This is a genomic window from Winogradskyella sp., from assembly GCF_965228925.1.
Classification (GTDB): Bacteria; Bacteroidota; Bacteroidia; order Flavobacteriales; family Flavobacteriaceae; genus Winogradskyella.
Genome location: NZ_OZ245845.1, coordinates 4,927,768 through 4,948,472, shown reverse-complemented (window position 1 = coordinate 4,948,472; position 20,705 = coordinate 4,927,768). Strand labels below are relative to the sequence as shown.

General features: G+C 37.7%; 19 protein-coding genes. 13 read left to right on the top strand and 6 right to left on the bottom strand.

Going from position 1 to position 20,705, the window contains the following annotated elements; translation table 11 throughout:
- Positions 1–7 precede the first annotated feature (7 nt).
- The 12 genes from ACO052_RS20400 to secDF all read left to right on the top strand — a co-directional run bounded on the left by ACO052_RS20400 (position 8) and on the right by secDF (position 15,553).
- Complete coding sequence (locus ACO052_RS20400) at positions 8–916, top strand: DUF4476 domain-containing protein (RefSeq protein ID WP_422105658.1); 909 nt, start codon at positions 8–10, stop codon at positions 914–916.
- 22 nt (positions 917–938) lie between these two features.
- Positions 939–2,375 (top strand): lectin-like domain-containing protein, encoded by a 1,437-nt coding sequence (locus ACO052_RS20395; protein WP_422105657.1) that lies wholly within the window; start codon positions 939–941, stop codon positions 2,373–2,375.
- Between the two features lie 380 nt (positions 2,376–2,755).
- On the top strand, positions 2,756–3,349 hold the full coding sequence (locus tag ACO052_RS20390) for a DUF6090 family protein (protein WP_422105656.1): 594 nt from the start codon (positions 2,756–2,758) through the stop codon (positions 3,347–3,349).
- Between the two features lie 270 nt (positions 3,350–3,619).
- On the top strand, positions 3,620–5,557 hold the full coding sequence (gene gyrB / locus ACO052_RS20385; protein WP_422105655.1) for a DNA topoisomerase (ATP-hydrolyzing) subunit B: 1,938 nt from the start codon (positions 3,620–3,622) through the stop codon (positions 5,555–5,557).
- Positions 5,558–5,727: 170 nt separating this feature from the next.
- On the top strand, positions 5,728–6,771 hold the full coding sequence (locus ACO052_RS20380) for a DUF6588 family protein (protein WP_422105654.1): 1,044 nt from the start codon (positions 5,728–5,730) through the stop codon (positions 6,769–6,771).
- A 5-nt stretch (positions 6,772–6,776) separates the two neighbouring features.
- Entirely contained in the window at positions 6,777–7,586 is an 810-nt protein-coding gene (locus ACO052_RS20375) for an AraC family transcriptional regulator (RefSeq protein ID WP_422105653.1), read from the top strand.
- Between the two features lie 60 nt (positions 7,587–7,646).
- Positions 7,647–8,954: a YCF48-related protein gene (locus ACO052_RS20370; RefSeq protein WP_422105652.1), complete on the top strand. Its 1,308-nt coding sequence runs from the start codon at positions 7,647–7,649 to the stop codon at positions 8,952–8,954.
- Between the two features lie 117 nt (positions 8,955–9,071).
- Positions 9,072–9,998 carry a malate dehydrogenase gene (gene mdh, locus ACO052_RS20365; protein WP_422105651.1) on the top strand — a complete coding sequence of 309 codons (927 nt, stop codon included), beginning with the start codon at positions 9,072–9,074 and terminating at the stop codon, positions 9,996–9,998.
- Between the two features lie 81 nt (positions 9,999–10,079).
- On the top strand, positions 10,080–10,739 hold the full coding sequence (locus ACO052_RS20360; RefSeq protein ID WP_422105650.1) for a hypothetical protein: 660 nt from the start codon (positions 10,080–10,082) through the stop codon (positions 10,737–10,739).
- Between the two features lie 64 nt (positions 10,740–10,803).
- Positions 10,804–11,712, top strand: coding sequence for a SecDF P1 head subdomain-containing protein (locus ACO052_RS20355; protein ID WP_422105649.1), 909 nt, complete (start codon positions 10,804–10,806; stop codon positions 11,710–11,712).
- 35 nt (positions 11,713–11,747) lie between these two features.
- Complete coding sequence (locus ACO052_RS20350) at positions 11,748–12,359, top strand: hypothetical protein (protein WP_422105648.1); 612 nt, start codon at positions 11,748–11,750, stop codon at positions 12,357–12,359.
- A 146-nt stretch (positions 12,360–12,505) separates the two neighbouring features.
- Positions 12,506–15,553 (top strand): protein translocase subunit SecDF, encoded by a 3,048-nt coding sequence (secDF, locus tag ACO052_RS20345; protein ID WP_422105647.1) that lies wholly within the window; start codon positions 12,506–12,508, stop codon positions 15,551–15,553.
- Between the two features lie 51 nt (positions 15,554–15,604).
- Here the strand turns inward: secDF and ACO052_RS20340 are convergent, their stop codons facing one another.
- From ACO052_RS20340 to folE, 6 genes are all read right to left on the bottom strand, one after another.
- A complete protein-coding gene (locus tag ACO052_RS20340) occupies positions 15,605–16,018 on the bottom strand; it encodes a hypothetical protein (RefSeq protein WP_422105646.1) in 414 nt (137 codons plus the stop codon).
- Between the two features lie 16 nt (positions 16,019–16,034).
- The gene (locus ACO052_RS20335) at positions 16,035–16,535 is read right to left on the bottom strand and encodes a DUF192 domain-containing protein (RefSeq protein WP_422105645.1); all 501 of its coding nucleotides are present in this window, start codon (positions 16,533–16,535) and stop codon (positions 16,035–16,037) included.
- Positions 16,535–17,365, bottom strand: a complete 831-nt coding sequence (gene lgt / locus ACO052_RS20330; protein ID WP_422105644.1) for a prolipoprotein diacylglyceryl transferase — start codon at positions 17,363–17,365, stop codon at positions 16,535–16,537. The genes ACO052_RS20335 and lgt overlap by 1 nt, the downstream gene beginning before the upstream one ends.
- A 208-nt stretch (positions 17,366–17,573) precedes the next feature.
- Positions 17,574–17,810, bottom strand: a complete 237-nt coding sequence (gene yidD / locus ACO052_RS20325; protein ID WP_422105643.1) for a membrane protein insertion efficiency factor YidD — start codon at positions 17,808–17,810, stop codon at positions 17,574–17,576.
- Between the two features lie 2 nt (positions 17,811–17,812).
- Positions 17,813–19,294: a cysteine--tRNA ligase gene (gene cysS, locus ACO052_RS20320; protein WP_422105642.1), complete on the bottom strand. Its 1,482-nt coding sequence runs from the start codon at positions 19,292–19,294 to the stop codon at positions 17,813–17,815.
- Positions 19,295–19,352: 58 nt separating this feature from the next.
- Positions 19,353–20,030 carry a GTP cyclohydrolase I FolE gene (folE, locus tag ACO052_RS20315; protein WP_422105641.1) on the bottom strand — a complete coding sequence of 226 codons (678 nt, stop codon included), beginning with the start codon at positions 20,028–20,030 and terminating at the stop codon, positions 19,353–19,355.
- A 204-nt stretch (positions 20,031–20,234) separates the two neighbouring features.
- On the opposite strand from folE, the gene ACO052_RS20310 reads away from it, so the two are divergent.
- Positions 20,235–20,696 (top strand): hypothetical protein, encoded by a 462-nt coding sequence (locus tag ACO052_RS20310; protein ID WP_422105640.1) that lies wholly within the window; start codon positions 20,235–20,237, stop codon positions 20,694–20,696.
- Positions 20,697–20,705 lie beyond the last annotated feature (9 nt).

The following is a 20,705-nucleotide window of genomic DNA, read 5'->3' as shown; positions in this document are numbered from 1 at the left end:
CCAAATTATGAAAAGTAGATTTTTTATATCAGTAACCTTACTGATCTTAACCCAAACCATGTTTTCTCAAGTCCAACCTTTTGGTCACTTAACCATATTTTCTGAGGATGGCGATGCCTTTTATTTAATAATAAATGGCGAGGAAATGAATGATGAACCCCAGACCAACATTCGTGTTGAAGAATTGTTAAATCCGCATTACAATGTCAAGATAATTTTTAAGGATGAATCTTTAAAAGACATCAGCAAGAATTTTTTGCAAATAGCAGATTTGGATGGCATAATGAGTGATGTGACGTATAAAATAAAACGTAACAAGAACAGAAAAGGCAAAATGAAATTGAGCTTCTTTTCTTCTATTCCAGTTGTTCAGGGATTTGTAGCACCATCAAATGTATATGTTAGGCGTTTTGGTCATCCTGTACCACCAAATCGGGAGGTGGTTGTAATAAGGGAAGAGCCCCAGCAAAATACATCCGTTAATGCCAATGTAAATTTACCAGGTGTAAATGTAAACGTATCGATTAATGAGCCAGTTGTTACTGAAACTGTCATCGTTGAAGAGCAACCCTACGAGGAGCAACCTTACGAAGAGCAGCCTTACGATACTAGTGGGTGTACAAATGCCTATGCCATGTCTAATCAAGATTTTAATAGCGCTTTAACTACTATAAAAAATGCTGGATATGATCAAACAGCATTGCAATTAGCAAGACAGGTAAGTAGCTCCAACTGTATGAGCGTAAACCAAATAAAGCGCATTTGTGAATTATTAAGTTACGAAGCTTCAAAATTAGAGTTTGCAAAATTTGCCTATGACTACTGCACCGAACCTAATAACTACTTTAAGGTTAATGATGTGTTCGATTATTCCGATAGTAAAAACACCTTGAGTGATTATATACAAAACAGATAAGAATACTTAAAGGATAACTATTATGAATAAGACTACGCTAATTTTGGCATTTTTTTGTATGGTTTGCTCGAATCTAATAGAAGGACAAACCGTCGAAAACGGTTTTGCCATAAACAACGATGCATCGTATTTGGGCAGTGATACTTTTGAGTTGACACCAAACCAAATGACTAAAAACGGACAGATATGGTTTACCCAACCTTTGGACTTGACTGAGGATTTTGATATAGAGCTTGAGTTCAATTTTGGATCCAATAATAGCAGTGGTGCAGACGGTATGACTTTTACCCTGCAAGGTGATTGTTTAAGTGCTGGCGGAGGTGGAGGTGGATTAGGAGCCTCAGGAATAGATAATTCGCTTATTGTAGAGTTTGATACCTACCGAAATACCACGCTTAGTGACCCATCAGGCGGACAGGACCATATGGCCATGTTTCGGGATGGTGTTATTAACCACAGCAGTGCAAATATATTATCTAACGATGCCGGTTCGGATACCGTTATTTTAGGTGGGAACGTAGAAGATGGTAATTATAAACCTGTTAGGTTTACATGGGTGGCCTCTACCCAAACCTTTGAGGCTTATCTTTCAGGTAGTTTAAGGCTGCGTTACATTGGAGATTTAACTGCGATTGTTGGGCAATATCCGTATTGGGGTGTTACTGCCTCTACAGGCGCTGCAACAAACAGACACCGAGTAAGGATAGTAACACTACCAGTAAATCAGGTGTCTTTGGAAGATACAACCATTTGTCAGGGTGAGTCCATAATCACAGGCCTTCCTGGCATAAGTAATCCAGTTTGGAGTCCCGATAACGGTGTTAGTGACATCAATAGCGTTATGCCGACGTTTTCACCAACAGCAACCACAACTTACACTCTTAATTACCAAGATCAATGCAATGGGATCACCTTAAATCAATCATTCACGTTAACGGTTGACCCAAAACCAACCACTTCAGAGATCTCAGGTTTTGATATCATAGATTGTAATTTTAATTTCAACGAAACCTATAACGTAGAGAATACAGCGGGTTCTACCTATCAATGGGAGGTTCCGTTTGGAGCTAGTATTGTTTCTGGGCAAGGCACAAATGAGATAGAAGTAGATTTTAATGGAAATTTAGGTGAGATAACAGTGGTAGAGACAAATTCTAGTTCATGTTCTGGTGACCCTGTAAGTATAACTGTTGATTGCTTGCTTGGCGTAAATAGTTTGAATTTGGACGATTTAAGAATCTTTCCAAACCCTTCAAATACGGGTAGCATATCGTTGTTAACTAATTTAGAACTAACACATATACAGATTGTAAATTTAAAAGGTCAGGTTATAAGAACAGAAGATGTTCACAATAGAAGTGGAGACGCCTATATTATCGAAAACATTTTACCCGGACTCTATGTTCTGAAGATATTTTCGGAAAAATCAATCACAATCAAAAGGGTTTTGGTGCATTGAAAACTTGAGTGAATGATCGGTCTTAATTTTAATGATACTTTCCAAATGATGCTTTAGCCTTAAGTGTACCGCAATATACTAATGAGGTTCGCTGTATAAAGATTGCATTAGATAGGGACGAAGCATTTAAACATATGGGCGACTTTAGTATCGGACATAAGGTGTATAAAGACGGTTAGTAATCGACTTATATATAAACAGTGGCACATATATGAAAAGGCGAATCGAAAGATTCGCTTTTTTTACTTTGGCATTAAGTAAAACTATGATTTCATGACATTTTATTACATTTATGAAGATCTAAGTTTAATCTTGGCAAATTTTATTTTATCTATGGGCGCATGATTAAATTCTTTCGCAAAATTCGTCAAAACCTCATTATGAAAAACAAAATAGCGACCTATTTCAAATACGCCATTGGGGAAATACTCCTCGTGGTGGTCGGGATTCTAATAGCACTCCAGATCAATAATTGGAATGATAACATAAAAGCACAAGAAGCAAAATTTCAAATTCTGACAAGTATTAAAAAAGAAATTCAAGCAAATAAAAAACATATTGAAACTGTGTTTCCTTATCATAATATGATAAGAGATACTATGAACACCTTGAATCCGGAAACCTTAAAAACCACCAAGACTAATGCTTTAAGCTTTTGGAAAGGGCATCGTATATTTAGGTTGCGTACGGCTTCCTTTCAAACAGCGGTACAGTCGGGTATAATGAAAGACTTTAGTTTAGAGTTGTCAGAATCTTTAAATAGTTTATATACTTCCGTTCAATTCTATAATGATTTTGGCCAAACCGTTAGCAATGGCATCTTTGAAATCAATCAGACCACAGAAGAGGGGACGTTGCAAATGCTCAGCTTTGTTGGAATGATTATGGAAGATGCGCATTATGCAGAGTCAGAATTATTGAAAGGTTTTGATGCTAATCTAGAAGAAATTGATGCCGAATTGAACTTTTTATAACTAAAAAAATGGCTCCTAAGGAATCTTCGTTAATTTCAGTTTTTGGATATAGATAAAAAAGGGTAAAATTCATTTTAAGGTACTTTTTAGCCGTTTTAAGGCACTTTCTTGTTTTTAACAATTGTTAATAATTATTGCATAAAGTCGATAAAAAGCTTTAAAAAAGCTTGGTTATTTCGTATATTTGTATGTACTCAGAAGAGGCGCAAAAGCGTCTTTTTTTTGTATAGGATATATAGAAAAATCTAAAAATCAAGATTAAATATAATTATGAGCGAAGACAATAAAAAACAATATGGCGCTGATAGCATTCAGGCTCTCGAAGGTATGGAGCATGTGCGCATGCGCCCATCCATGTATATTGGTGATGTAGGGGTAAGAGGATTACACCACTTGGTGTATGAGGTCGTGGATAACTCTATTGACGAAGCCTTAGCGGGATATTGTGATAATATAACAGTAACTATAAATGAGGATAACTCTATAACCACGGAGGATGATGGTAGAGGTATACCCGTTGGTCTCCATAAAAAAGAAGGGGTTTCGGCATTAGAAGTCGTTATGACCAAAATTGGTGCCGGAGGTAAGTTCGATAAGGATTCCTATAAAGTATCCGGTGGATTGCATGGCGTAGGTGTAAGTTGTGTTAATGCACTTTCAGAGCATTTAAAGGCTACCGTTCATAGAGATGGGAAAATATGGGAGCAGGAGTACGAGCGTGGTAAGACCATGTATCCTGTAAAGACCGTTGGAGATTCGGATAAAACAGGTACAACAGTAACCTTTAAACCTGACCCTCAGATTTTCCAAATTACTTTAGAATACAATTATGATACACTAGCGAGTCGTATGCGCGAACTCGCCTACTTGAATAAAGGGATTACGATCCATCTCGTAGATCGTCGTCATAAAAAAGAGGATGGCTCTTTTGAAGGTGAGACTTTCTATTCAGAAAACGGATTGCCAGAGTTTGTGAAGTTTTTGGATGGTAACCGCGAACCATTGATGAAAGATGTTATTTCTTTTGAAGGGGAAAAGAATGGTGTTCCTGTTGAGGTCGCTATGGTTTACAATACTTCTTATGCCGAAAATCTGCATTCCTATGTCAATAATATTAATACCCATGAAGGAGGAACTCACCTTTCAGGTTTTCGTCGTGGGCTAACGCATACGCTTAAAAAATATGCGGACAATTCCGGAATGTTGGACAAACTAAAATTTGATATTTCAGGTGATGATTTTCGTGAAGGCTTAACAGCTATAGTTTCCGTAAAAGTGGCTGAGCCCCAGTTTGAGGGTCAGACCAAAACGAAATTGGGTAATAGAGAAGTTTCAGCATCCGTATCACAAGCGGTTTCTGAGATGCTAACGGATTACTTAGAGGAACATCCAGAAGATGCAAAAACGATTGTTCAGAAGGTCATCTTAGCGGCTCAAGCGCGTCATGCTGCGCAGAAAGCCCGTGAGATGGTGCAGCGTAAAACCGTTATGAGCATTGGCGGTTTACCTGGTAAATTATCGGACTGCTCCGAACAAGATCCAGCAAAATGCGAAGTGTTCTTAGTAGAGGGTGATTCTGCAGGTGGGACGGCTAAACAAGGGCGCGATAGGGCATTTCAAGCCATATTACCTTTGAGAGGTAAAATTCTTAACGTCGAAAAAGCCATGCAACACAAAGTGTTCGAAAACGAAGAGATTAAAAATATATTTACAGCACTTGGTGTTACCATAGGTACAGAAGAAGACCCTAGAGCACTAAATCTTTCAAAATTAAGATACCATAAAATCGTGATTATGTGTGATGCCGATATTGACGGTAGCCATATTGCCACCTTGATTTTGACCTTCTTCTTCCGCTATATGAAAGAGTTGATAGAAAACGGACATGTTTATATCGCGACACCACCATTGTATTTGGTGAAAAAAGGTGCGAAAAAACAGTACGCATGGTCCGATAAAGAGCGCGATGAGATTATTCAGCAATTTGGGGATGGTTCTAAAATTCAACGTTATAAAGGTCTCGGTGAGATGAATGCCGAGCAACTTTGGGATACCACTATGAACCCAGAGTTTAGAACGATGCGCTTAGTACAAATTGATAATGGTGGCGAAGCCGACCGTATTTTCTCTATGCTTATGGGGGATGAAGTGCCACCACGAAGAGAGTTTATCGAAAAAAATGCGATTTATGCGAATATAGATGCTTAGATCATGCAAACCTTATAAAGTTAAAAGAGCACTCCGAAAGGGGTGCTTTTTTTATGCCTTACAGTGGTAAGCTCAAATAAAACATACCGATAAAGCGTAAATATCATCGCTAAAACGTTAGTTTTCAATTCTTTTTTTATAGCTTTATCCTAATCTTAACCTTAGAGATCATGAAAAAGTTAATTGCCTCAGTTATCCTAGTTGCAAGTCTGCAACTATGTAAAGCACAAGAACTTGAAACCATTTTATTAGCTGCTGATGACGCTAGCTTACTTACCGAAAACTATCTAAGCCCTGCAATGGAAGGGTTAATGTATAGTATGAACGGTGGCTGGGCGACTACGGCTAAAGTCCATAAGAAATTTGGATTCGACCTTACGATTGGCTTTAATGCCTCTTTTGTTCCTGATGAATCACAGGTGTTTGCTTTTGTCCCTGGTGACTATTCCTTTGTGTCCTTACCCAATGGCGAAACAGAATTACCAACGGTTATGAGCGAAAATGACACAGAAACCACGGTCGATATATCCATACCTGTTGGTGATGGTACGTTTAAAGTGGCAAGTTTTAATATGCCAGGTGGTATTACTGATGATTTACCGGTAAATGCTGTGCCGGCTCCTACCGTTCAAGTAGGTTTTGGACTGCCTTTTAAAACAGATATTAAAGCGCGGTTTGTACCTAATACAGGTTTTGATGATGATATCGAAGCTGGTTTAATCGGTTTCGGGCTACAGCACGACTTAACGCAGTACCTAGGGCCAATAGACAAATTACCGTTGAGTATTTCCATATTAGGAGCATTTACCAATATGAAAGTCACTTACGACATAAATGATGACATTGACGATAATGTAGCCGTAAATAATGGCGAAGCCGAATTTAAAATGAATACCTGGACCATTCAAGCCTTAGGATCTTTGGATTTTAAAATAATAACTGTATATGGAAGTTTAGGTTATAATAATGGTAGAACAACGGCCAAGATGAAAGGGGATTATACCTTAACCTATGACTTAGAAGATGGTAATGGTAATGTTATTGGTACAGTAAACGAGTCTATAAGTAATCCTATTAATTTAGACTTTGAAGCCGACGGAGTAAGAGCCACTATAGGTACACGGCTGAACTTAGGATTTTTTAAAATATTTGGGGACTACACCTTTCAGAAATTTAATACGGCAACCGTTGGTATAGCAGTGAGTTTTCGATAGTTCAAATGAAGTTTCAGTACTATAAACCCGCCATACACTTACAGCATTTTATAGCGTACTACTGGACCCTTACTGAAGAAGAAAGTGATCAACAAGTCGGAAACTATAGATTTGTTCCAGATGGTATGGTAGATTGGGTGTTCCATTTAGGAATACCATGGCAATGTAATTTTTCGAATATCAAGTCTCATACGACAACTCCGCGTTTTCATGTTTTTGGTCAAATCAAGAATTATGTGGACTTAGATATTTCTAGGGGCGACCTTAATGTATTTGGTGTAAAATTCTATCCTTGGATGGCCAATCAAATATGTAGTGCCGATATGCATTACCTTACGGATAACTCTATTGGCTTGGATGATTTAGGACTGCTGGGAATTAAAATGCTATCCGAAAAAATAATAGGTTCTAAAACACTTGAAGGCAGAATCCGTACAATTGAAAACTATTTTAGCAATGTTATGAGCGATTTCAATAGTGATCATTTAGGCATGGTGTTTAAAAGTTTTGAGCACCTACCTTCGGACCTTGCACTGCACAAGCTTAACGTGAGCAAGCGTCGCCTTGAGCAGCGTTTTAAAAACGAAATAGGCTTATCTCCAAATCATTACAATAAGATTATGAGAATCAATCGCGTCATTTTAGACCTTAAAACAGGTGCTTCTAGATTATTGACGCAGCTAGCCTTAAATCATGGCTTTTACGACCAGTCCCATTTTGTTAAAGACTTTAAACAATTCACGGGATACAGTCCTAAGCGGTTTTTGGAATCCATACATCCCGATGGCGATATCTTAAATCTTCGCGCCACTTAGTATTTCGTTTTTTTACTATTTCCTAAAAAGTCTTCGATTTACATTTGAATAAAAAGTGATATGAGGACTTTAATAGGTTTTTTTTCCACTATAACTTTAGTTGTAGCATTGTTATCCGTTGAAAATCTGTTTGCCCAATCCTGGCAGACCTTAAATGCCAATACCTTGAGTTGGCGATTCGAGGATATGCATTTTGTCGAACCCGATATGGGTTGGGTCGTAGATGGTGGTGGACAAATCCTAAAAACGACGAATGGTGGTCAAAGTTGGATCCAACAATACTATAATTCCAATCAGTATTTTAGAAGTGTGGAATTTTTTAATGACCAAATTGGCTTCGCAGGAACATTGTCTAGTGGAGGTCCAAATGCACAACTCTTAAGGACCATAAATGGAGGTGAAAATTGGGAGGATATCACAGGAAACTTTCCCGTGAGCATACGTGGTATTTGTGGTATCACTATGCCGGACGAGAACAGCATTTTTATAACCGGTGTATTCTATGGTTTTGCATATATCATGAAATCCCTCGATCAAGGTGACACATGGACTTATATGGATATGAGTTCTTTAGCCAATGGTTTGGTAGACATTTATTTTAAAGATGCAGATAATGGCTGGGCCGTTGGACAAAGTGCCCAAGGAACAGGACTGAAAGCGATAATTTTAGGAACTACAGATGGCGGGGATACATGGACCGAGCTAGCCACATCAGCTCATAGCAACCAAAGAGCATGGAAAATACAACAACTCAACGATACTGTTTTTTACGCATCTATTGAAGAATTTGAACCCAGCCCGCAATATTTTAAATCAATTGACGGCGGTCAGACCTGGCAGCTTGAAACGATTATAACGCCTAATACATCAGGAACTATGCAAGGCATCGGGTTTTTAAACGAAACTATAGGATGGGTTGGTGGATTTGGCGATTTATTTTATCAAACCCTAGATGGAGGTCAAACGTGGGAATATCAACCAACAATTGGAAGTAGTTTTAATCGCTTTCAACGTGTCAATGACACGCTGATGTATACGTCTGGGACTAATGTTTATAGGTATGCTGATGCTTCATTGAGCATTGATGATTTTGAAGTCGTAAAACCAAAAGGACACTCGATACAATTAGAAAATGGCAACCCAGCTTCGGGCAATACAATTATAGAATTGAATCTTGCCAATTATACATTTACAGAATTAAGTGTCTATAACATCCACGGTCAACGCGTTCAAAATATTACTGAAGGCACGAGGCACGCGGGGAAACACAGAATTGCTTGGGATGCTTCAATATTATCCTCAGGACCTTATTTTTTGACCTTATACACCTATTATGGTTATCAATCTGTTAAGGTTTTAGTTCAATAAAATACCAACTTTAAGGTCACTTTTTTTATTTCGGAATACTATGACATAAGTCATTGAATTTTGCTTGTAAAGCGTTAAATTTGTAGTCGATTTTTTAACGCTATAAAAACAAAAAAAATGAAAGTAACCGTAGTTGGCGCTGGTGCAGTAGGCGCAAGTTGTGCAGAATATATTGCAATCAAGAATTTTGCTTCCGAAGTTGTTATTTTAGATATCAAAGAAGGTTATGCAGAAGGTAAGGCCATGGATCTTATGCAGTGTGCATCTTTAAATGGATTTGATACAAAAATCACCGGGAGCACTAACGATTATTCTAAAACTGCAAATAGTGATATTTGCGTCATCACTTCGGGAATTCCTCGTAAGCCAGGCATGACGCGTGAGGAATTGATAGGTATTAATGCTGGTATTGTAAAATCGGTATCTGCTAGCTTGGTTGAGCATTCACCAAATACCATTCTTATCGTAGTAAGTAACCCGATGGATACGATGACCTACTTAGCACATAAAACTACGAATTTACCAAAACATAGAATTATAGGAATGGGTGGAGCCTTAGACTCCGCGCGTTTTAAGTATAGATTAGCCGAAGCTTTGGATGCCCCAATAAGCGATATTGATGGTATGGTTATAGGTGGACATAGTGATAAAGGTATGGTACCATTAACATCTCATGCTACTAGAAACAGTATTAACGTTTCAGAATTTATATCAGAAGAACGTTTAAATCAGGTCAAAGAAGATACAAAAGTTGGTGGGGCAACCTTAACCAAATTGTTAGGAACATCGGCTTGGTATGCTCCTGGTGCAGCTGTAAGTGGATTGGTTCAGGCCATCGCATGTGACCAAAAGAAAATGTTCCCATGCTCTACCTTATTAGATGGCGAATATGGACTAAGCGATCTTTGCATTGGCGTACCGGTAATTTTAGGACGCAATGGTATTGAAAAAATTGTGGATGTACCATTGAGCGATGCTGAAAAAGTGCACTTAGCAGAAAGTGCCGAGGGCGTCAAAAAGACAAATGGCCTTCTTGAATTTTAAGGCGAAACTTTAGCTTAACAAAAACCTTATTGGCATGCTTGTTGGTAAGGTTTTTTTGTATATTAAGAAAAACAAAAAAAGATGAAAAAAATACTTGTAATTGCTTTACTGCTGGTATGTCATACAGTGGTCATGGCTCAAGAGAAAATTAATGAAGGTGTGATTACCGCAAAACAAACGTTCACTACCGATGACGAAGCTATAAAAGCCCAATTGGCTATGATGGGTGAAGTCATTAGCACGACTTATTTTAAAGGTACAAAATCACGTGTTGAAATTTCCAACCCTATGTCGGGTGATGTTACGGTAATCACGGACAGTGACAACATGGAAAATCTTACGCTTATGGATAGCCCTATGGTGGGGAAGAAGTTTATGTCTCAAAAAATAGAGGTTCCAAAGGAGATGCTAGAAAATATAAATGTCGAAGAAGGCTCAAAAACGAAAACAATTCTTGGTTTTGAGTGTAAAGAGCATATCATTACGATGAGTCAAGATGGTAACACCGTTAGGATGATTATGTACACAACAGATAAGATTATTCCTGTAATGAGTCAGCAGACCGCACAACTTGGAGATAAAGTTACTGGTTTTCCGATGTATATGGAGGCTACCGTCAATCAAGGCGAAGCAGAAATGGTGATGATAACAGAGGTTACGGAAGTTAAAAGTGAAAAGGTTGATGACTCAAAGTTTAGTATGACGCCACCAGAGGGTTACACTAAAATGGAAGGGATGTAACCATAATTTTAATTGTGAAGAAAAGACTGTGGAAACACAGTCTTTTTTTATTTAATTTGATCCTATGAAAAAACTATGTATTCTTTTAATAATTTCCTTGCTTTTTTCTTGTGCCAATCTTTCTGATTCTGAGCAGTATGAAATAACCTATGCTTTCGTAAATCTAGAAAATATTGCTAAGGCGGATAAGGCAAAAACGATGGATGTTCTTAAAAAACGACTAAGCAAATACCATAAAAATGTTGAAGTTGAGCGCAATTCCGATAACGAAATTATAGTCAGACTCCCTGCTGGTTTTGATATTGATGTGGTTAATCAAATCGTCGAAAATCAAGGGAAGTTAGATTTTTGGCCTTGCATTGCTAAGGATCAGATGTTAAGATTTGTGTTGAAAATGGACAGCATTACAAAAAATGATACGATTCCCAAATCCTTTTCTTCTATGGTGTTAAGTTTGAACCCTGCGGGTTTCCCTATTTTTGCAGAAGAGGATTTACCGCATCTTAAAAAACTGGTTAAAGGCGATAAAGTAAAATCACTTTTTGTTGGTGATTATAGGCGTTTAAAGTTATTATTTGGACGGCCAGATGATGGATACGTAGAGTTATACGGTGTTGAATCTAACCAAACAGAAAGAGCACCAATAAACGAATCTCATATCATTGAAGCGCAACAAGATTATGATCAAATAGGTCGACCGGCAGTTAGTATTACCATGAATGAATATGGAGCGCATAAGTGGTATCAAATGACAAATGACGCTTATGAGAACGATACAAAAATAGCGGTAACATTAAATGATCAGGTTTATTCTGCACCGGGAGTTACCTCAGGACCCATTTCAGGCGGGTTAACTCAAATTTCAGGTGGTTTCACGTTGAACCAGGCCATAGATTTATCAAATGTCTTAAGGTCTCAACAAATGATACCGAAACTAAAGTTTGTTCGAATTAATAAGTTAGATAAGCAGTAGGTATAAAAACGCTCTAAATTTTCTATATTTGCCGGATGAAATCCAAACTACATTTTGGTATTTTAATAATTCTGACTGCCTTTCTCCTTAGGTATTTAGAGCATTCCGTTATACCCAACCAACAGATTATCGTTCAGTTTTCGGGTTCAGAAATCAACGAAAATGATGCTCAGAAAACCATTGAGTCCATTAAGTCAAAGCTTCATGTCATCGGTGTTGAGCAGATACAAGTAGGTCAAGATCAGGATGGGAACCTCAAAATAGTTTACTACAGTACGGCAAATGTAGAGGACATTCAAAGTATTTTATCCAACCAAGAGCATTTCAAACTGACCTATGGTTTTGGAATTCAAAATTCAAGTGAAATTCCTGCTGAGGAGCAATCGGGGGACTACAAGCTCAATGTTACAAAGATCCATGAAAACAGCAATACGGCTGATTGGGATTTTGATCGTGTTCAGATCGTAGAGCTTAATCAAAAAAGTGATCGATTTAACCATCTAAAGAAAAACACCTCAGGACTTCAAATCGATTCAGAATATCTGAGTACAAGGATTAAGGCCACCTTAAACAGCAGTAATGAAAATTTAAACACAGATAATCACGCTTACTTACTTCCTGAAGTAAGAGCCGGACCATGGTCCTAAGGGGAAATAAACATTTAAAACAATTCCCATTAATTTCCGCACATTTTTTCAGTCAAAAAATCTAGTAATAACATAAAAATCAATAGTCTGATTGTACCGTAGATGTTATATTTGCGCGTTAAAAATTAGACGTAAAACAAAACAAAATGCAAAACAAAGGAATAATTAAACTGTTTGCGCTGCTATTTGGTTTGGTAAGTATTTACCAGTTGTCTTTTACATTTAAGGCTAACCAAATTGAAGATGAAGCAAAAGTAGCCGCCATAGCTAAATATGACGAAACAGTAAAAGATTACCAAGACTTAAGGACACAGGCCGAAATAGACTACCTTGATTCTTTAAAGACTTCTAAGATTCAAGTAGGCGATAAGTTCGAACCCATCGAGGTGTATAGTTTAGGAATATCTCAATATAACTACAACGAGGTTGAAGGTAATGCCATGAAATTGGGTCTAGACCTTAAAGGAGGTATTAATGCCATCATCCAGATTTCTGTAAAGGATATATTAAAAGGATTGGCTAATAATAGTAAGGACCCTGTATTCAATAAAGCCTTAGCTGATGCTGAGGAGTTGCAGAAGGATGCGCAAGAATCGTATTTAGAATCATTTTTTAGAGCCTTTGACGCTATTAAGGGCGATACCAAATTGGCATCACCAGATATTTTTGCGAATCGTGATTTGAGTGACGATATCAAATTTGATATGTCTGATGACGAGGTAAAAAGTGTTTTAGAGCGAAAAATAGACGAATCTATAGTTTCCGCGTTCGAAGTCTTACGTAATCGTATCGATGGTTTTGGTGTATCCTCACCAAACATACAGCGTCTAGGAAACTCTGGTCGTATTCTGATAGAATTACCAGGGGCAAGAGATAAGAAACGTGTTGTAGATATCATCACTAAAACGGCTCAGTTACAATTCTGGGAGACCTATAAAGCCGAGGAGATGTTGCCTTATGTGTTTCAGGTGAATCAGGCTATGGTCGATGCCGCTAAGGAAGAAGAAAAAGCGGATGACGTTGCTGAGGTTAATGAAGTAGAACAAGATACAACATCAAGTACCATAGATGAGTTAACAGGCCAAATTGAAGCGGATACAACGAACGTAGCAGATATTAATCCATTGGGAATTCAAGGTCCCGGAAATGGCCCTATTATAGCACGATTCTTAGCAAAGGATAAAAAGAAAGTTCTAGAAGCACTCAACGCTCCGCAGAACAGAGCGCAGTTGCCTTCTGAAATGCGCTATGCCAAATTTGTTTGGGCTATTCAAGCCAAAGATTCAGAGTTTTCAGAGTTATACGCCATAAAGAGCAATAGAGATAACCAACCACAATTGAGTGGTGCTGTGATTACAGATGCTAGACAAGATTACGATCAGCTCAGTAGACCAGCCGTAAGTATGCAGATGAATGCCAAGGGCGCAAAAACTTGGGAAGAAATGACCAAAGTAGCATATGAAACCCAAGGGTATATCGCTATTGTTTTGGATGACATTGTGTATTCAGCCCCAAGTGTATCTAGTGGGCCAATCTCTGGTGGAAACTCTCAAATTTCAGGAGCCTTCTCATTGACGGAAGCGGTGGATTTAGCCAATGTATTAAGAGCTGGTAAATTACCAGCATCGGCTGAAATCATTCAAGCAGATGAGGTAGGACCATCACTAGGACAAGAAGCTATCGATAGTGGAATGAAATCATTCCTCATCGCTTTAGCTTTTGTTTTAATTTGGATGATTTTCTACTACGGTAAGGCCGGTATTTTTGCAGATATTGCCTTATTGCTTAACATCTTATTGATCTTTGGTGTGCTGGCAAGTTTAGGTGCTGTATTAACCCTTCCAGGTATTGCGGGTATTGTATTGACCATTGGTATTTCGGTCGATGCGAATGTACTTATTTTTGAACGTATACGCGAAGAGTTAGCCAAAGGTAAATCGCAAAAGGAATCGATTAAAGACGGGTTCTCAAATGCCTTATCTTCAATTTTAGATGCGAATATAACCACAGGTTTAACGGCCTTAATATTATTCGTATTTGGTACAGGTCCAATTAAAGGTTTTGCAACGACCTTAATCATTGGTATTTTAACCTCGTTATTCACGGCTATATTTATTACACGTCTACTCATTGATTGGTGGGCGAATAGAGGTGGAACTCTAGATTTCTCCACGGCGATGACGAAAGGCTTATTTAAGAATGTCAATATCAATTTCTTAAAGAAGCGTAAGATTGCTTACATGATTTCAGGATTGCTATTGACCGCAAGTATTATTTCATTGTTTACTAATAAATTAGACCAGGGTATCGACTTCGTTGGGGGTAGAACCTATCAGGTCCGATTTGAGCAGCCTGTAAGTACCGAAGAGATTACCACAGTATTAAGTGATCCGGCGGTGTTCTCAAGTGCTGAAGTAAAAACTATAGGCTCTGCCAATCAACTGAAGATTTCTACCAAGTATAAAGTAGAAGATAACTCAGTTGAAGCGGATGATGAAGTACAATCCAAGCTTTTTGAGGCCTTAAAGCCCTATTTACCTTCAGGTATGACCTATCAAGAATTTCAAGATGGTTCAGGCGAAGCAAAAATAGGTAAGATGCTATCGAGTAAAGTGAGCCCGACCATTGCCGATGATATTAAGAAATCATCGTTCTGGGCCGTATTAGGATCCTTAGTTGTGGTATTCCTTTATATCCTATTCAGATTTAAGAGATGGCAATTCTCCTTAGGTGCTGTTGCGGCGGTTTTCCACGATGTTTTAATCGTACTGGGGATATTCTCATTGACTTGGAAGTTTATGCCATTTAGTATGGAAATCGACCAAGCCTTTATCGCGGCGATCTTAACGGTAATTGGTTACTCGTTGAATGATACCGTGGTAGTCTTCGATAGAATTAGAGAATTCTTAAACGAGCATACGTCTTGGGAATTCGGTAAGACCATAAATGCATCATTAAACAGTACCTTAAGTAGAACCTTAAATACCTCGGTAACAACCTTAGTAGTATTATTAGCGATGTTTGCTTTTGGTGCAGATTCTTTAAGAGGCTTATTGTTCGCCTTAATCGTCGGTGTTATTGTTGGTACATACTCTTCGATGTTTATCGCAACACCATTAATGTACGATACAGCGAAGAAAGGTGATGCAGCAGAATCGCTTAAGAAAAAAGTAAAAGAAGAAGACGAGGAATAAACGTCGTTTTCTATTTTGAATAAAAAAGCCTTTCTTTTAAGAAGGGCTTTTTTATGCCTGGTGACCAATAATCAGATTAATAGCCCAGATAAATATAGGACTTAAAGTTACGATTGAAGAAATGACAATACCGATGATGAATAGTTTTTTAATGAGAAGTCTGATATTTTTATGTGTGATTTGCCTTAAAATAATCTGAACAATCCAACCCAAAGTGAATAATAGATTAGCTCCAATGAAATAAAATAAAATGGATAGATAAAAACCAATAGCAAGTGTCGGTCCGGCTATCAATTTAAAATAGCCGTCATTAGGCATTGAGGATATAGTATATATTGAGATTGAAACTAAGGTCAGTAAAATCAAGTTAAATGGAATTCGTCTTAATTCCCACCAGATAACAATTTTATACCATTTTTTTTCTGATGCATTAACATTGAAGAATTTTGAGACTGCCACCTTCATTTACGCCGACAAATAGCTATTCTAAAGTTTGAAATTCAATGCGATCTCCAACTTCAAGCTGCCATTCATCAGAGAGCCCAGCGTTAATTTCCAAAACATACTTGGCTGGGACTTCAGAGGGGAGTGACCGTTCATCAAAGGGTTTGGCATTTTTCTGAAAACTCACAATACGTTTGTCTTCGTCTATATAAATAATATCCAAAGGTATCTTGGTGTTTTTCATATAGAAACTTCGCATTTGCACATCAGGAAAAATAAACAACATGCCCTGTTGTATGCCAAGCTCGGTCCTGTACATCAAACCCGTTTGAGTTTCGTATTCGTTATCCGCAATTTCGATATCCAGTGTTTTAATGATTGAATCCGAAACGGCTTTTTTAAGTTCTAATACACCTTCTTTCTTAAAGCTAACGATGACTTTATCTTCAGTTTTGGACGTTTTGTCTTCTTTGCAGCTAAAGAATAGGCTAAGAGCAGCAACTAAAAGCGAATATTTACAAAACTTGCGCAATTGCATTATTCCACTATTTTTTTAGGACGGTATAAAAACATAAAATAGAGGCCTATTAAAATAAAGGGGACACTTAAAACCTGTCCAGTATTCATAAACCAAACGTAATCATCACGTCCTTCAACTTGAGCTTCTTTGATAAATTCGATAAAAAATCTAATGGTCCAAAGAAAGACGAGGAACAGCCCAAATAAGAAACCTTCCTGTTTGGATTTGTTGGTTTTCCAATAAAAGTACATTAAGATCAAAAACACAAAAATATAGCAGAAAGCTTCATAGAGCTGCGCGGGATGCCGAGCGAAGCTTTCTCCATTTTGTCTAAAGATAACGCCCAAGGCACTATCTGTTTTTGTACCTACAATTTCAGAATTGATGAAGTTGCCTATTCTCACAAAAATGGCACCGAGAGCTGTGGCCATAACCACACGATCTAGAATCCAAAGAAGCGATTTTTTTAAAACCCTCTTATTATAGAGGTACATAGCGATAATCATACCAATGGCGGCACCATGGCTTGCTAAACCTGCAAATCCAGTAAAGCGAATACCATCTTTAAAGCTAAATGGTAAAAAGATGCTGAAGAAATCGTCTTTAAATAATTCGGATTGATAGAAGATCACATGACCCAATCGTGCACCAATCATAATGCCCAAAACCGAATAGATAAATAAAGAATCCAAGCTATCGCTAGTTAGATTTTCGTTTTTCCAGATACGCTTTGTGACATAGAGGCCTAGAACGAAGGCAATAATCCACATAACACTGTAAAAATGAAGCTCAAAAAAACCTAAATCAAGTGATTTTATGGGATCCCAATCTATCTGTAATAAATGCATAGACGTTTACTTTTGGCCGTAAATATACTATTTTGAAAAGGATTGAATACGAGATTAACGTTATATTAATGGTCTTTTGGAGGAACAGGATCGAAACCTTTTCCTCCCTAGGGCGACAGAGTGAAAGAGAAAATGTACAGTGTACATTTTTAGCGAAATCGAAGATTCGACGCAGTCAATGTGCGAGACGGCGCGTAGGCAAATTTTTTTAGTTGTCATCCTTTTTTGGTACGGGGTCAAAACCCTTTCCACCCCAAGGATGACAACTAAAAATCCGTTTCAGAGCCAACTTCCCACCCTTAAACAAGCCATGCACTTCCAAAGCTTCTTTCGCATAATGCGAACATGTGGGTTGGTATCTGCATGTGGCTGGAGTTATAGGAGAGATTAGGGTTTGATAGACCTTTATTAATAACAGAAAAGGATATGTCAACAGTTTTTTCACGATTAATTGGTCGTAAATGTTGTGCCTTCCCTACTGTCCTTTAACTGAATTCCAACTTCGGCGAGTTCATCTCTAATTTTATCAGATAATGCAAAGTCTTTATTTTGTCGAGCCTCGTTTCTAAGTTGTATTAAAATTTCTACGGCACCAGATAATTTATCAGCACTAGAATCTTCCTTTGCGATATTAACTAAGCCAAGAACATCAAATGTGAAGTCATTCATAGTTTTCTTTAATAGCTCCAGATCTTCTGCAGTTAATGAGGCATTATGACCTTTAATTTGATTAACCAATTTTGAAGCTTCAAAAAGATGAGCAATGAGAATAGGTGAGTTAAAATCATCATTCATGGCGTCATAACATTTTTGTCTCCATTCGGAAACATTAAATGTAGAGACATTTGCAGGTTCTAAAGCATCAAGAGCATTGATAGCTTCCATAAGTCTATTAAAACCTTTTTCACTTGCCAATAGACCATCATCGGTAAGGTCTAGAATACTTCTGTAAGACGATTGAGCATTAAAAAAACGAATAACACTTGGGGAATACGCTTTGGTGAAAAATGTATTTTCACCAGAAAGTAACTCATGTGGATTCACTGTATTACCAGTACTTTTGGCCATACGTTGCCCATTTAGATGCAGCATGTTCGCGTGCATCCAGTAGTTAACTGGAGAACAACCCTTTGCAGCCTCATTCTGGGCAATTTCGCATTCGTGATGAGGGAATTTTAAATCCATTCCGCCTCCATGAATATCAAATTTATCCCCCAAATATTTGGTGCTCATAGCTGTACATTCTAGATGCCAACCTGGGAAACCATCACCCCATGGTGAAGGCCAGCGCATAATATGTTGAGGTTCTGCACGCTTCCAAAGCGCAAAATCTTGTGGGTTCTTCTTATCAGATTGCCCATCAAGAACCCTTGTGTTGTGTATAAGATCTTCAAGTTTTCGTTTACTTAACTTTCCGTATTCTTCCACATCGTTAAATTTATGGACATCAAAATAAACGGAACCATTTACCTCATAAGCAAATCCATTATCAATTATGGTTTTGACAAGCTCTATTTGCTCTATGATATGGCCTGTAGCCGTTGGTTCTATACTTGGTGGTAGAAAATTAAGAGTCTTTAATACATTGTGAAAATCTACAGTATAGCGCTGTACAACCTCCATGGGTTCTATTTGTTCTAAACGTGCTTTTTTAGTGATTTTGTCCTCACCGGTATCAGCATCACTTTCTAAATGGCCAGCGTCAGTAATATTCCTAACATATCTTACCTTATAGCCTAAGTGTATAAGGTACCTATATACCATATCGAATGACATAAAGGTTCTAACATTTCCAAGGTGTACATTACTGTAAACCGTTGGTCCACAAACATACATGCCTACACTACCTTCAGTAATTGGTTTAAAAACTTCTTTTTCTCCAGACAAGGAGTTGTAAATTCGTATGATTTGAGATTCGTAAAGAGGCATACCCGCTGTTTCAATAAATGTTTGAACAAAGCTAAAGAACTAAGAAAGATTAAACAAGCTAAAATTGCGTATCTAATTGAATATAATCTAGGAATTCTCTTCGTGTCTCTTTTTCTTTAAATTTCCCTCCAAATTCTGAGGTTACCGTGCTGCTGTCCACATCCCTAATGCCCCGTGAGTTAACACAAAGGTGCTTCGCGTCTATAACGCAGGCTACATCTTCGGTATTTAACACCTCTTGAAGTTCTCTTACGATTTGAATAGTAAGGCGTTCTTGGACCTGAGGGCGCTTGGCAAAATAATCTACAATGCGATTCATCTTAGAAAGACCAACGACCTTTCCATTAGAAATATAAGCCACATGCGCTTTACCGACGATAGGAAGTAGATGATGCTCGCAAGTAGAATACACCGTAATGTTTTTCTCCACAAGCATTTCACCGTATTTATATTTATTTTCAAATGTAGAGGCACTTGGTTTTTTATCAGGATCTAAGCCGCCAAAAATCTCATTGACAAACATCTTTGCCACCCTGCTCGGAGTACCATTTAGGCTGTCGTCACTAAGATCTAAACCTAGGGTCTCCATAATATGCCTTACATCATCCTTGATGATATCAATTTTTTCGCTATTGGATAATCTAAATGCATCGCGTCGCATTGGTGTTTCGCTAGAAGAACCAATGTGATTATCACCTAAAGCATCGATGTCATTAAAATCGCTATCGATTTTCATAATCAATTTGTATTACTCAGATAATCAGTTTATCTAAAATAGAATGGCAAAGATACGCAATAAAAATAGTTTAGATAAGGTAGGACTTTTAGAATTATAACTGTTGTATAGTTAAAACCGTTAAAAAGCTAATAACATTGACGAACTAACTATGGTTTTTATAAAATTTTCTTAATTTTCCAGACTTTAAATTTTGGCTAAGCTATGAATAAACTACTAACTCTCCTTATTCTAATTCTCTTACCAGCTGGCGTTTTTGGGCAACAAAAAGAACAAAAGCGATCGCTTCCACTTGTTAAGTATGATGATAATGTAAATCTACCATTGACCGCTAAAGAACGCGCTCAAATTATTGAGGCCTATGGGGATGATGCCGAAAGACTAGTGTTCGGTAATGCACACCGTCTAAAATCCATCAAGAATATTCTCAGAAACAGGGTTCTTATCGATGAATACCGAGATAAGGATTTGTCGGGTTTTATTAAGATCTCTGAAATTGCCCTGACCGATGGCGCTTACATGGAAGCAAAATCAGGCACTATTAAAATAGATGGTTTTAATCCATTGAAATACGCTTTTAATTTTGATTCAACGGATGGAATAAAGCATTTTAGAATAGACAATACACAATTTTTAATAACCATAATGCCTCAGCACTCTAATTAATCATATACA